The sequence below is a fragment of the Stenotrophomonas sp. GD03794 genome (assembly GCF_029842145.1).
Classification (GTDB): Bacteria; Pseudomonadota; Gammaproteobacteria; order Xanthomonadales; family Xanthomonadaceae; genus Stenotrophomonas; species Stenotrophomonas riyadhensis.
Genome location: NZ_JAOCFV010000058.1, coordinates 1 through 13,906 on the forward strand (window position 1 = coordinate 1; position 13,906 = coordinate 13,906).

7 protein-coding genes are annotated in these 13,906 nt (G+C 68.4%); 2 read left to right on the forward strand and 5 right to left on the reverse strand.

Features of this window, described 5'->3' with window-relative positions; translation table 11 throughout:
* Positions 1-32 precede the first annotated feature (32 nt).
* On the reverse strand, positions 33-554 hold the full coding sequence (locus N5D91_RS20740) for a hypothetical protein (protein WP_180846411.1): 522 nt from the start codon (positions 552-554) through the stop codon (positions 33-35).
* An 11-nt stretch (positions 555-565) separates the two neighbouring features.
* Positions 566-3,007, reverse strand: coding sequence for a penicillin-binding protein 1B (gene mrcB / locus N5D91_RS20745; protein WP_110713268.1), 2,442 nt, complete (start codon positions 3,005-3,007; stop codon positions 566-568).
* A gap of 96 nt (positions 3,008-3,103) precedes the next feature.
* On the opposite strand from mrcB, the gene N5D91_RS20750 reads away from it, so the two are divergent.
* A complete protein-coding gene (locus N5D91_RS20750; protein WP_180854645.1) occupies positions 3,104-5,203 on the forward strand; it encodes a glycosyltransferase in 2,100 nt (699 codons plus the stop codon).
* Here the strand turns inward: N5D91_RS20750 and N5D91_RS20755 are convergent.
* Complete coding sequence (locus N5D91_RS20755) at positions 5,200-6,765, reverse strand: hypothetical protein (RefSeq protein ID WP_180854646.1); 1,566 nt, start codon at positions 6,763-6,765, stop codon at positions 5,200-5,202. The genes N5D91_RS20750 and N5D91_RS20755 overlap by 4 nt on opposite strands.
* 30 nt (positions 6,766-6,795) lie before the next feature.
* Entirely contained in the window at positions 6,796-8,952 is a 2,157-nt protein-coding gene (locus N5D91_RS20760; protein ID WP_164162851.1) for a bifunctional (p)ppGpp synthetase/guanosine-3',5'-bis(diphosphate) 3'-pyrophosphohydrolase, read from the reverse strand.
* Between the two features lie 128 nt (positions 8,953-9,080).
* Here N5D91_RS20760 and N5D91_RS20765 point away from each other — a divergent pair, with 128 nt between their 5' ends.
* Positions 9,081-9,617 carry a hypothetical protein gene (locus N5D91_RS20765; protein WP_110713274.1) on the forward strand — a complete coding sequence of 179 codons (537 nt, stop codon included), beginning with the start codon at positions 9,081-9,083 and terminating at the stop codon, positions 9,615-9,617.
* Between the two features lie 122 nt (positions 9,618-9,739).
* Here the strand turns inward: N5D91_RS20765 and hrpA are convergent, their stop codons facing one another.
* Positions 9,740-13,822: an ATP-dependent RNA helicase HrpA gene (hrpA, locus tag N5D91_RS20770; protein WP_180854647.1), complete on the reverse strand. Its 4,083-nt coding sequence runs from the start codon at positions 13,820-13,822 to the stop codon at positions 9,740-9,742.
* Positions 13,823-13,906: the final 84 nt, after the last annotated feature.

The window sequence follows — 13,906 nt, forward strand, 5'->3', positions numbered from 1 at the left end:
AGAGGGGGCAGCGCCCGATGGAGTGGAATACCTCAGTACCGCTTGATCCCCGGCACCGTGCAACCTTCAATCTGCGCATGCGCCGACACCGCATTTTCCTTCTCGCCCCGCGCCAGGCGCGACTGCTCGATCGTCGCCCAGTGCCGGCGGCACAGCGGCCCCGTCTTCGAGCCCAGGTCGATCGCCTTGCGTGCGAACGTCTCCGCCTGCGCCCACTGGCCCTGCAGCAGCGCCAGCTCGGCGCGCTCCTGCAGCACCGCCGGGTCACCCGCCACGATCTCCAGCGCATGGTCCAGGCTGCTGGCGGCACCGGCCAGATCGTTGGCCTGGCGCTGCGCCTGCGCGGTCACCCGCAGATCTTCCACCTGCGAATCACGCAGCGGCTGCACCGACAGCTCCTTGTCGTCCGGACCCGCAGCTGCGTTCACGGCGGCCAGACGCTGCGCCGGCGTGGTGGTATCGACCGGCTTGACCACTGGCGGTGCGCTGCTCACGCAGGCGGCCAGGGCCAGACTGAGGCCGGTCAAGGCCAGGGGCTGCAACAGGGATCGCATGTTCATCGACATCATCGGCTCGGAGGAGGAGAGGCTGCGGCAGGTGCCGCGGCAGGTTCGGCAGGCGCTTCCGGCTTGCGGTCCAGTCCGAACCAGCTACGCCAGCCACCGCCTTCGCCTTCGGCACCGCCCTGCCCATCCGGCGACGTCGCCGGTGCGCACGGTGCATACGCCGGAGCGTAGCCGACCACGAACGGGAAGCGGCGGGCACCCGGGCAGCCTTCATCGGTCGTGTTGAGACCGGTGGGTGCCACCGACTGCCAGTCCAGGCCCTTGTTGCTGACCCGCAGCGGGGCACTCGGCAGGCGCTGGAAGATACCCGACCACACCCGCATCGCACCGGTGGCGCCGTACAGGCCGGCCTGCTCGTTCTGGTCGTTGCCGATCCAGATCACCGCCAGATGATCACCGGTATAGCCGGCATACCAGCTGTCACGGCCGTCGTTGGTGGTGCCGGTCTTGCCGGCCGGCTGCAGGCGGCCCAGGCCATCGGCATTCAGGCGCTGCGCGGTACCACTGGCGACCACCTGCTGCAGGCCGACGCTGATCAGGTTGGCGGCGATCGAGTCACCTTCCTGGGCCGGTGCCGGAGTCTTGTCATACCGCTTGAGCAGTTTGCCCTGCGGGTCGAGCACGCCACGCACCGCGTGCAGCGGCTGGATCTCACCGCCGGACGCGAGGAACTGGTACAGCTGCGCCATCGCGTACGGGCTCTGGTCGGTCGAGCCGAGGATCACCGCCGGATTCGCCTCGGCCTTGATGCCGGCCAGCACGTGGATCAGCTGGGTCACGCGTTCGGGGCCGACCTGCATGCCCACGCGCACCGTGGCCTGGTTGTAGGAATGCGCCAGCGCGTCGATCAGGCGCACGGTGCCATGGCTGCGGTTGTCCGCGTTGCCCGGGGTCCAGTTGCGGCCACGGCCGAGCTGGACGGTCACCGGTGAATCGTCAACCCAGCTGGCCAGCGAATAGCGGTCCGGCTGTGCCAGCGCCAGCAGGTACACGAACGGCTTCAGCAGCGAACCGACCGGGCGCTGTGCCTCGATCGCACGGTTGAAACCGACCTCGGACACTTCACGGCTGCCGATCACGGCCAGCACGTCGCCGTTGTGCACGTCGGTCAGCACCATGCCGGCCTGCAGTTCGGGGCGACGCTTGCTTTCCAGCGACTTGATGGTGCGGGTCACCGCACCTTCGGCATAGGCCTGCGCGGACGGCGACATGCCGGTCATCACGCTCAGGCCGGCCCCCTGCAGTGCCGATTCCGGATAATCATGGCCGAGCTGGCGGCGAACCAGATCGACGTAGGCCGGGAAGCGGTTGGCCGCAACCAGGCCGGGGGTCTTGGGCACCCCCAGCGGCGCTTTCAGCGCACGCTGGTACTCGGCGTCGTCGATCAGCGTGGCCTCGTGCAGCTTGCCCAGCACGAAGTTGCGGCGGTCCAGCGCACGTTCCGGGTTGCGCCGCGGATCATAGAAGGACGGGCCTTTGACCAGGCCGATCAGCAGCGCGATCTGCTCGGTTTCCAGCGACGACAGGTCGCGGCCGAACCAGAACTCGGCACCGGAGGACATGCCATGGATCGCCTGGCTGCCGCGCTGGCCCAGGTACACCTGGTTGAGGTAGGCCTCGAAGATGGTGCGCTTGTCGTAGCGCGCTTCCATGATCAGCGCGTAGAGCACTTCGTTGAACTTGCGGGTGACCGTCTGTTCCTTGCCGATGCCGAGCAGGCCGCTGCGGGCCAGCTGCTGGGTCAGCGTAGAGGCGCCCTGGCGGCTCTGGCCACCGGAGCGGATGGTCACCCACACCGCACGGGCGATGCCGGACAGGTCGATGCCGTGGTGGCGGTTGAAGTCCTTGTCCTCCACCGCCTGCAGGCCGGTCACCAGCAGGTCCGGCGCCTCATCCATGCGGATCAGGCGGCGTTCTTCCTGCTTCTGCCCGTACAGGGTGGCGATGCGCGCCGGGTCCAGCCGTGCGGCCTTCAGCGCCTTGCGGTTGTCGGCATCACGCAGCGACGCGACCGCACCGTCGGACAACGACAGTTCCAGCCGGCGCGGGGCGACCCGGCCGTCGACATCGTTGTAGCCGCGGCTGGAAATGACGAAACGCCCGCCGTTCACCGCATAGGTGGCTGGCTCCTTGCCCTGGCCGTCATCGCGGTAGGCAGAAGCGGCCAGCTCGGTCTTCAGGGTCGCCGCATCCATTGCCTTGCCGGGCGTGAGCACCAGCGGACGCGCGTACACACGGGTCGGGATCTGCCAGCGCAGTTCACCGAAGCGTTGGGTGACCTGCTGGTTCAGGTACAGCGTATAGGGGATCAGGAAACCCAATCCCAACGCGACCGCAGCCATGCTCCAGGTGATCAGCCGGCGCCGCCACAGCGGGCCGTTGTCCTGCTGGTCGTCGTCGTCGAAATCGTCGATGTCGTCGGAATCGTAGCGTCGGGGCACGGGGATGCGAGAATGTAAGGTCTGGCGAGTCTACCCCAGCCGCTGCGGCTGGCGGATTCTCCCGGGTTCCCCTGCTTAAGCTGGAGTTGCAACCGGATGGCGATGTCCCTGGCCGAGATCCGATACCTGATCAACCGCCTGTCGGGCCTGGCCCGCCGGAGCCTGGCCAGCCTGCGTACCCGTGGGTGGCGGGCGACCTGGCAGCGCATCCGCGTGCACACCCAGCGCGCCGTCCCCGCCCCACGCACGCCGTTGTTCCTGCCACCGGAACAAGCGTTCGCCCCCTTCACGGTGCCGTTCAGTGAAACGCCGGAAGTGAGCATCGTCATCCCGGTCTACAACCACGTCGGCCACACCCTGGCCTGCCTGCGTGCCCTGGCAGCGCACCCGCCGGCGGCGGCCTGCGAGATCCTGGTGGTGGATGACGGCAGCAGTGACACCACCCCGCAGTGGATGCCACAGGTGGCCGGACTGCGCTATGAGGTACGTGAGCGCAATGGCGGCTTCATCGAAGCCTGCAATGACGGCGTCGCACGCGCACGCGGCCGCTTCGTGGTGCTGCTCAACAACGATACGGTGCCGCAGCCGGGCTGGCTGGATGCACTGCTGGACACGTTCGCCAATACCCCCGAGGCCGGGCTGGTCGGCAGCCAACTGCTGTACCCGGATGGCCGACTGCAGGAATCGGGGGGCGTGATCTTCGCCGACGGCAGCGGCTGGAGCTACGGCCGCTTCGAGGCCGCCGACGACCCGCGCTTTGCCAGCCTGCGTGACGTCGACTACTGCTCCGGCGCGGCGCTGATGCTGCCGCGCGCCCTCTGGCAGCAGCTGGGCGGCTTCGATACCCGTTACAAGCCGGCGTACTACGAGGACACCGATCTGGCTTTCCGCGTTCGCGCCCAGGGCCTGCGAGTGCTGGTGCAGCCGGCCAGCCGCGTGGTCCACGATGAAGGCACCAGCAACGGCACCGATACCGGCAGCGGGGTGAAGGCCTACCAGGTGCGCAACCAAGCCATCTTTGCGACCAAGTGGGCGGCCGAGCTGGCCCACCATCCTGCAGTGGGTGCGGTGCCGTCGCCTGCGCTGCTGCAGCGCGGCCGCCGCCAGGTGCTGATCCTCGATGAGGAAGTCCCGAGGCCCGATCGCGATTCCGCCTCGCTGCGCCAGGTCAACCTGATCCGCCTGCTGCTGCAGGGCGGCGCTCACGTGGTGTTCGTCCCCACCCGCCGCGAACACGGCGGCGCTGCCACCGAGGCGCTGCAGCGGATGGGCGTGGAAGTCTGGTACGCGCCGTTCATTGATGGCGTGGCCGGCTGGCTGCGCACGCACGGTGCGCGCTTCGACGTGGCGCTGCTGGTCCGCCATCATGTTGCCCACGAGTGCCTGCCGCTGCTGAAGCGCTATGCCCCGCAGGCACGCACGGTATTCGACACCGTGGACCTGCACTACCTGCGCGAACGCCGCGGTGCCGAAGTCGCCGGCGACACCAGCCTGCTACGGGCCGCCGAGCGCACCCGTACCAGCGAACTGGCGGTGATGGAGCAGTGCGACATCACCGTGCTGGTCAGTGCCGCCGAGCGCGAGCAGCTGCAGGCCGACGCCCCTTCCGTGCAGGTGGAGCTGATCTCCAACCTGCATGACCTCGCCGGTGCCGGCAAGCCGTTCGAACAGCGCCATGACCTGGTGTTCGTCGGTGGCTTCCGCCATCCGCCGAACCTGGATGCCATGGAGTGGTTCATCGGCGAAGTCTTTGCCGGCATCCGCGCCCGCCTGCCCGAGGTACGCCTGCACTGCATCGGTGCCGCCACGCCGGAATCGCTGCTGGCGTTGGCCGCTCGCCAGCCGGGCGTGCAGATGCATGGCTTCGTCGAGGACATCACGCCTTACATGGACGGTGCCCGCATTTCCATCGCGCCACTGCGCTTCGGCGCCGGCGTGAAGGGCAAGATCAACCTGAGCATGGCCCATGGCCAGCCGGTGGTCGGTACCACCTGCGCCGTGGAAGGGATGCACCTGCACCCGGGCCAGGACGTACTGGTGGCCGATGATGCGGCGGGCTTCGCCGATGCGGTGGTCCGCCTGTACCAGGATCCGCAGCTGTGGCAGCAGTTGTCCGACGCCGGCCTGGCCAACATCGCAGAGCACTTCTCCCTCGACGCTGCCCGCGCGACCGTGCAGCGGGTGTTCTTCACCTAATCCGGGCGACCGCCGGCGCGGCGCAGGCGGTCTTCGAACGCCGGCAGCTCGGCCAGGTCCGGTTGCAGCAACCGGGCCTGTTCGGCAGCGTGTGCGGCAAACGCCAGGTCTCCATTGCCGAGCCGTTCGCTGCCGATCGCCAGCCAGCGCTGGGCCAGGCGCAGGCGTGCCGCGGGAAGTCCAGCCGCGGTCGGCGACAGGGTCTGCCACGCCTGCAGGCAGGCACCGGCCGCCTGCACGCGATTCTGCCGCAGGTTGTCGTCGAAACAACTTCGGCTGGCCGGCAACAGGCGGGCTGCAGCGGCCTTCACCCGTGCATCGCGTGGCGCCAGTGACTGCGCTTCGCGCAACGCGTCGAACGCACTGTGGCCGGGGGGGCTGATCCATTGCCCAGCGCGTTCGGCGCGCTCGATCCTGCGCAGGTGGTCGCGCAGTTGGCGCTCGCGCTGCGTGTTGCTGACCGACGGCTGCTGCAGCGCCTTCTGCGCCTGGTGTGCGCGCTGCAGACGCTGTGCGAGCTGCTGTCGTGCGGCTGGTGAGGCGCCCAGTTCTTCCGCCAGCGCGGCATCCGCCTGCGCCGCCTCGAACTGGAAGTCGTCGGCCTGCTTCTGGCTGCGTGCCAGTACGGCCTGCAACGCCTGTTCGCGGCCGCGCTGGGCATTGGGATCATCGGCCGCCACCGCAAGAACCGCCAGGAACCCCTTGGCCGCCACGTCCAGCTGCCGCCGCTGCAATGCACGTTGCGCCTGCCTCAGGCGCTGATCGACTGCCCGCGCCAACGCTTCCTGGCTGGCGGGCAGATCGGCGTGGCCGGCATCGAACTGGCGCGCGCGCTGCACGATCACAGCGGCTTCGGCCAGGTCCCCGCGCCCGGCCAGCGTACGCGCATGCTGCAGCAGATCGCTCAGTGCATCTTCGCGCCCTTCCAGCGCCGGCAGGTTGTCTGGCTGCAGTGCCAGGATGCGCTGGAACAGCGGCAGTGCACTGCTGTCGCCATCGTCGAGCCGCCCGGCAGCGAGGGCATTGCGGGCCTGCGCCAGCAGCGCACCGATGCCCGCCCCGGCACTGCGCCGTGCCTGCAACTGGCGGGCGACGGCATCTGCATCGCCTTGCGGCACCTGCAGTTCGCGGGCCAGTGCCAGCACCTGCGCACTGCCGTCGAGATCATTGTTCTCAAGTTTGTCGCGGGCCTGCTGCAGGGCGGCGGCGGCCGTTCGTGCCAGGCCTTCACGGGCCTGCGGACGGTCGCCATCCAATGCCAGCACGGCCTGGTAACGTTCGCGTGCGCCACTGCCGTCGGCCGCGCTCAGTCGGCCGCTGGCAAGCGCACGATCGCCCTCGACCAGCAGCTGTTCGATCTGCGGTTCATCCCAGAACCAGTCTGCCAACGGCTTGCGCAGCAGCACCAGCAGCACGAACACCGCCAGCGCTGCGACCAGCGCCCAGCGCCACACCCGGCGCGCGTGGCGGGCCTGCAGCCACCACCAACGGCCTTCGCGGCGGACGCGGTCCAGCGCAGGATGTTCAGCGCCATGCGGGCGATGCGGAGGCTCGCGTTCCATGCGTGCAGGGTAGCCGGGGCAGCGTGAAGCTCAGCCGAGGCGACGCGCCTCGCTCACGCCGGGCAGCGCATCCAGCTTGCCCAGCAGGGTCGACAGCTGGCCGTAGTCGCTCACCTTCAGGCGCAGGCGCAGATGGGCACGGCCACTGTTGCGCACGTTGTCACTGTGGATGTCGAGCACGTAGGCGTCTTCCTGGGCGATCAGGTTGGTGATGTCCTTCAGCAGCCAGCGGCGGTCGACTGCAGTGACCACCACGTCCACCTCGTAGCCACCGCCGGCCTGGCCCCACTCCACCGGCAGGATGCGCTGCGGGCTGGTGGCTGCCAGCCGGGCCAGCGCAGCACAGTCTGCACGATGCACGGTGACACCCCGGCTACGGGTCAGGTAGCCGACGATCGGTTCGCCGGCCACCGGCTGGCAGCAACGCGCCAGCTGTACCAGCAGGTTGCCCACGCCCTGCACGGTGAACTTGGACTTGCCCAGGTTCTCGCGGCGCGCGGTCGGGCGTGGCAGGCTCGGCGCAGGTGCCGGCTGGCTGGCCGCACGCTCCGCCTCCAGCAGGGTACGGCTGACCTGGTTCGGGCCGGTATCACCCAGCGCCACCTGGATGTAGAGATCGTCGACGCTGTCGGCATGGAACTTCTTCGCCGCCACCGACAGGTCCGAATGCTGCAGGCCCAGCCGCTTCAGTTCACGCTCAAGCAGTTCGCGGCCGGCCTGCACGTTGCGCGCGCGATCCAGCTTGTGGAACCAGCTGCGCACCTTTTCGCGCGAGCGGTTGCTGGCCAGGAAGCCGTTGGCCGGCATCAGCCAGTCGCGGCGCGGGTCGGCCTCCTTGCCGGTCAGGATCTCGACGCGGTCGCCGCTGCGCAGGCGGTAGGTCAGCGGCACGATACGGCCATTGACCTTCGCACCACGGCAGCGGTGGCCCACCATCGTGTGCACCTGGTAGGCGAAATCGAGCGGCGTGGCCCCCTGCGGCAGGTCCAGCACCTCGTCCTTCGGGCTCAGCGCATAGACCCGGTCCTCGGTCAGCTCGGCATCGAGCGCCCCGGCCAGTTCATTGCCCTGCCCATCCTGCGCCTGCTCCAGCAGTTGGCGCATCCAGGTGATCTTGCGGTCGAAGGACTTTTCCGCGCCCTTTCCGCCTTCCTTGTACTTCCAGTGCGCGGCCACGCCCAGCTCGGCCTGCGAATGCATCTCGTGGGTACGGATCTGCACTTCGATGGTGCGGCCTTCCGGACCGACCACGGCGGTATGCAGCGAACGGTAGTCGTTGGCCTTGGGCCGGGCGATGTAATCGTCGAACTCGCTCGGCACCGGCGCCCACAGCGCGTGCACCACGCCCAGCGCGGCGTAGCAGGCGGCGACATCATCGACCATCACCCGCACCGCGCGGATGTCGTACAGCTGGTCGAACGCCAGCCGCTTCTTCTGCATCTTCCGCCAGATGCTGTAGATGTGCTTCGGGCGGCCACTGACCTCGGCCTTGATGCCCTGCGCGACCAGTTCGCGCGACAGCACCTTCTTGACGTTCTCGACGTAACGCTCGCGGGCGATGCGGGTTTCGTCCACCTCCCGCGCAATGCGCCGGTATGTCTCCGGTTCCAGGTGGCGGAACGCCAGGTCCTCCAGCTCCCACTTCAGCTGCCAGATGCCCAATCGATTGGCCAGCGGTGCATGGATGTCACGGGTCAGCTGCGCCAGCGCGCGACGCTGCTCATCGTCCAGCTTGTCGGCCGCGCGCATCCGGGCCAGCTGCCGGGCCAGCAGGATCGGCACCACGCGCAGGTCGCGGATGATCGCCAGCAGCAGGCGGCGCAGGCCTTCGCTGTTGCGCCCGGCTTCGCGGCCGGCGTGCAGCGCCCACACCGGATCGGCCGCATCCTGGCCATCCAGCAGGCCGATCACTGCTGCCTTGTGGTTGCCCAGCGGCAGTTGCTCCAAGCTGGCGCGCAGGCCGGGCAGATCGAACAGCAGGGCCGCGACCACCGCGCCTTCGTCGGCCGAGAGCATCGCCAGTGCGTCGAGGGTGTCGCCCAGCACCGACCAGCTGGCGCGCATCTGGTGCTCGCACTCCGGCGCTTCCCAATGCTCGCGCAGGGCCTGGCGCAGCGGAGCGGGCAGCACCGCTGCCGAGGGACGGTTCAACAAGGCATCCAGGCCGGGGACGGAAGCGCGGTTCACAGCATCGAGCAGGCAAGACAGAGGCCTCTACACTAGCGCCGGCGCCGTTCAGGGACAATCGCCGCGACTGCATCGCCCGGCATCAGCACATGCCGCTACACTCCGCACAAACCCAGGAGAGTCCCGCCATGCCTTCGATTGCCCTGCCTTTCCCCCCCCGGTTGCTGGCCTGCGCCGCGGTACTGCTGATGCTGTCGGCACCGGCGCTGGCCCAGCGCGTGGTGGAAGGCGACCTGCAGCAGCAGATGTCGCCGGCCGAGTTCAAGGCTGCGGGCCTGGACAAGCTCAACGCCACCGAGTTGGCCGCGCTCAACCGCTGGTTGCAGGGCAAGGTCGAGTCAGCCACCACCCAGGCCGTGGCCGCCGTCCGCGAAGAGGCACGCGAGGAAGGACGCCAGGAAGTGATCGTGAAGAATCGCGGCTTCTTCGATTTCGGCAGCAGCGAGCCGATCACCGGCGTGCTGCAGGGCGAGTTCCGCGGCTTCGGCAAGGGCCGCATCTACGTGCTGGACAACGGCCAGGAATGGGAGCAGACCGACACGTCCACGACCCCTGGGGTGCGCAAGCAGTCGCCAAACGTCAGTATCAAGCCCGGAATGCTCGGTGTCTGGTACATGAAGATCGAAGGCGTGAACGTACAACCGAAGGTACGCCGTACCAAGTAACGGCTTGCCTGTCCTGTGGAGCCTGGCGGATGCTCGGCTGCTTTCCGATGGACCGCGATCGTCCATCGCCAGCAGTCGAGCATCGGCTCGGCTCGGCTCGGCTCGGCGCTACAGGACAGGATTCACGCCTGGCGCAGTGCGGTCACCCGCTGCGCCAGCTTCTTCGCCGAGATGCCGGTGCGTGCACCCAGCTCCTGCGCGAACAGCGATACCCGCAGCTCTTCCAGGTCCCAGCGCAGGGCCTGCCATTGCGGGCGTTCGCGCAGTCCCTGCTGCTCCCCCGCTGCCAACGCCTCCAGGAACGGATGCAGTTCCAGCATGCGTGCCTGGTCACGTGGCGGATCACGCTTGGCACGCTCGGTACGCAGGATCATCGCCTTCAGGTAGCGCGGGTACTGCGCCAGCGCGTCGGCCGGCGTGTCGCGCAGGAAGCCGGGATGGATCAGCCCGACCAGCTGCGCTTCCATGTCGTCCAGATTGCCGCGCGCCCAGCCCATCAACGGTGCTTCCAGCATCGGCTTCAGTTCCGCCACCAGCGCCAGGATGGTTTCGGCCAGCTTCAGCCGCGACATGGCCTCGCCAAACAGCGCCTTGGCCGCATGCTCACGACGCTGCTCGAAGGCTGCCGCATCGCGGATGTCTTCCAGCCCCTCGGCCAGCACCGCGTTCATCGCCGCATCGACCAGGTCACCACGCAGGCGCTCCTGCGACTCGATCGCCGCATACAACAGGCCGGTCTTGGCACCGACCGGCAGCTGCTTGCGTGCCTGCTTCACCTTCTCGGCCAGGGCAATCTCCAGCAGACGGCGCACGCCCAGCGGATGGGCCTCCAGCGCCTGCTGGCGATCGGCGAAGATGCGCAGCGCCACGCTGTCGCCCTCGTCCAGCAACGCCGGATAGGCCGGCACGCCCGCTTCACCGGGTACCTGCAGAGGAATCGGCGTGGCCGGGAACGTACGCAGGCCATCGGCGGCCATCTCGCGGCCGGCGCGTGCAGCGAAGGCATCGCCGGCACGACCACCGAACTTCGCGCGCAGCGTGTCCAGATCACGCGAGGTCGCCAGCACCTTGCCCTGCTCGTCGCGCAGCCGCAGGTTCATGTGCAGGTGCGGCTCGATCGAGCCGGGCTCGAAATCGAGCGCCGTCACCGTTGCGCCGGTCGCACGTGACAGGAAGCGCGCCAGCTCGCCGGTGATGGCATCGGCGCTGGGCTGCGGGAACGCCTCGTAGAACGCGCGACCGAAGTCCGGTGCCGGCACGTAGTTGCGGCGCATCGCCTTGGGCAGGCTGCGGATCAGTGCCGAGGCCTTGTCGGCGACGAAACCCGGCGCCAGCCAGCCCAGTTGCACCGGATCCAGCGCGTTGAGCAGATGCAGCGGCACGTCCAGGGTGACGCCGTCGTCGTCGGCTCCCGGCTCGAAGCGGTAATGCAGTGGCAGGCGCGCCTGGCCCAGCGGCAGGTACTTCGGATAGCGCTCCTGTTCGCTGCCCTCACCCGGCAACAGATCGACCAGGGACCAGTGCAGGGTCTTGCGCTGTTCCGGCGCCAGCCCCTTCCACCAGGTGTCCAGACCCGCCGCCGAATGGATCTGCGGCGGCACCCGGTCCAGGTACCAGCGCGCCTGCCAGTCCTCGTCGGCAACGATGCCAGCACGGCGCAGCTTGGCTTCTTCCTCGCGGGCGATCTCCAGCACTTTCTGGTTGTCGGCCACGAAGCTGGCGCGGGTGTTGATCTCACCGGTCACCAGTGCCTGGCGCACGAAGATGTCGTGCGCTTCGCCCGGCGCGATGCGACCGTAGTGCACCGGCTTCTTCGGCGCCAGCACCAGGCCGAACAGGCTGATCTGCTCGGAGGCCAGTACCTGGCCCTGCGCACGCGACCAGTGCGGATCGAAGTGCTTGCGCAGCAGCAGGTGCGGCAGTTCGGCGATCACCCAGTCCGGCTCGATCGCCGCCAGGGTCATGCCCCACACCTTCTGCGTATCCAGCAGGTTGGCCACCAGCAGCCACGGCGGCGGCCGCTTGGACAGCGCCGAACCCGGGAACGGCAGGAAGCGGCGCTGGCGTGGCGCCTGGAAATCGCCCTTCTCGGTGCGGTGGCCGATCTGCGTCGGCAGGCCCGCCACCAGCGCCCGATGCAGGGTCTGGTACGCAGCGGCACGCACGCGTTCGCTGAAACCGCCGCCAACCGGTGCCTGTTCCTTCTGCGCGCGCACGGGCACTGGCGCCGGGGCGGCCTCGGCCTTGCCTTCGCGGGCCAGGCGCGCGGCACGGTGCAGCTGGCCACGGGTGGCCTTCACTGCAGCGGCGTCATCGCGCGCCGGAGCCGGTGCACTGCTGCCAGCCAGCAACGGCGCCATCGAGGCCTCGTTGGCCTCTTCCTTCCAGCCCAGTTCTTCGCACAGCAGGCGCAGCTGTCGATGCAGCTCGCGCCATTCGCGCATGCGCAGGAAACCGAGGAAATGACGGCCGCACCAGTCGCGCAGCTTGGATTGGGTCAGGTCTTCGTGAGCCTGCCGATAGGCATCCCACAGGCGCAGCACGCCGACGAATTCGGACCGCCCATCGGCGAACTGCGCATGCGCGCTGTCGGCCGCGCCACGCGCTTCGGGTGGGCGCTCGCGCGGGTCCTGGATGCCCAGGAACGAGGCGATCACCAGCATCGGCCGCAGGCAGCCGGCGGCCTGCGCGGCGACCAGCATGCGCGCCAGCTTCACGTCCACCGGCAGGCGTGCCATCTGCTTGCCGATGGTGGTCATGCGCCGCTCGGCGTCGATGGCGCCCAGTTCGGTCAGCTGTTGCCAGCCATCGGCCACCGCGCGTTCGTCCGGCGCTTCCAGGAACGGGAACTCCTCGATGCGGCCCAGGCCCAGCTGCAGCATGCGCAGGATCACCCCGGCCAGGCTGGAGCGGCGGATTTCCGGATCGGTGAACTCCGGCCGCGCCTGGAAATCGGCCTCGGCATACAGTCGGTAGCAGATGCCCTCGGCGATACGGCCGCAGCGGCCCTTGCGCTGGTTGGCGCTGGCCTGCGAGATCGGCTCGATGTGCAGGCGATCGAGTTTGTTGCGCGGGCTGTAACGCTTGACGCGGGCAAAGCCCGGATCGACCACGTAGCGGATGCGCGGCACCGTCAGCGAAGTTTCGGCCACGTTGGTGGCCAGCACGATGCGCCGGTTCGGCCCGGGATTGAACACCCGGTCCTGGTCCTGGTTGGACAGGCGCGCGTACAGTGGCAGCACCTCGGTGTTGCGGTACTTGCGCCGTTCCAGCGACTGGTGCGCATCGCGGATCTCGCGCTCACCCGGCAGGAAGATCAGCACGTCGCCGCGCCCATCCAGGCGGGTGATCTCGTCGATGGCCGACACGATGGCGTCGTTGACGGTGCGCTCGCCCTGCTCTTCGCCCTCGCCTTCCAGCGCGCGGTAACGCACTTCCACCGGATAGGTACGTCCTTCGACGCTGATCACCGGCGCATTGTCGAAATGCTGGGCGAAGCGTTCGGTGTCGATGGTGGCCGAAGTGACGATCAGCTTCAGGTCCGGGCGCTTGCGCAGCAGCTGCTTCAGGTAGCCCAGCAGGAAGTCGATGTTGAGGCTGCGTTCGTGCGCCTCGTCGACGATGATCGTGTCGTAGTTCGACAACCAGCGATCGCTGGCGATTTCCGCCAGCAGGATGCCGTCGGTCATGAACTTGATGCGGCTGTCTTCGCTGACCTTGTCGTTGAAACGCACCTGGTAGCCGACCAGCTGGCCCAGTTCGCTCTGCAGTTCCTGCGCCACGCGGCTGGCCACCGCACGCGCGGCAATCCGTCGCGGCTGGGTGCAGCCGATCATGCCGGCCTGGCCACGGCCTGCGGCCAGGCACAGTTTCGGCAGCTGGGTGGTCTTGCCCGAGCCGGTTTCACCGGCGATCACCACGATCTGGTGGTCGCGGATCAGCCCGATGATGGCGTCGGCTTCACGCGCAATCGGCAGCTGCGGGTCCAGAGTAATGGACGGCTGCTGCTGCGCCCGGACCTGCCGGCGCTGCACCGACGCCTGCAAGGCCTGCTCGAAGGTGGCGGCCAGCGCCGCATCCTGTGGCTTGGCCTGGCAACGCGAGAGCATTCCCAGCAAACGGCCCCGGTCGCGGCTCATGGCGCCGTCGATGGCGGCACGCTGTTGGCGCAGGCGGGGCGGCGGATTTTTATCGATAGAGTTCATCAATCGGTTCGTTCAAAACTTTGAAAGCGACCAGTCATCACGACCGGTTTATTGTGAAGGCCAACGATTCCACAAGGAGGAACC

Bases quoted from the DNA above. Each gene is read 5' to 3' on its own strand.
- N5D91_RS20750 (WP_180854645.1), top strand. From the start codon at position 3,104: ATGGCGATGTCCCTGGCCGAGATCCGATACCTGATCAACCGCCTGTCG.
- hrpA (WP_180854647.1), bottom strand. From the start codon at position 13,822: ATGAACTCTATCGATAAAAATCCGCCGCCCCGCCTGCGCCAACAGCGT.
- N5D91_RS20740 (WP_180846411.1), bottom strand. From the start codon at position 554: ATGCGATCCCTGTTGCAGCCCCTGGCCTTGACCGGCCTCAGTCTGGCC.
- N5D91_RS20765 (WP_110713274.1), top strand. From the start codon at position 9,081: ATGCCTTCGATTGCCCTGCCTTTCCCCCCCCGGTTGCTGGCCTGCGCC.
- N5D91_RS20755 (WP_180854646.1), bottom strand. From the start codon at position 6,765: ATGGAACGCGAGCCTCCGCATCGCCCGCATGGCGCTGAACATCCTGCG.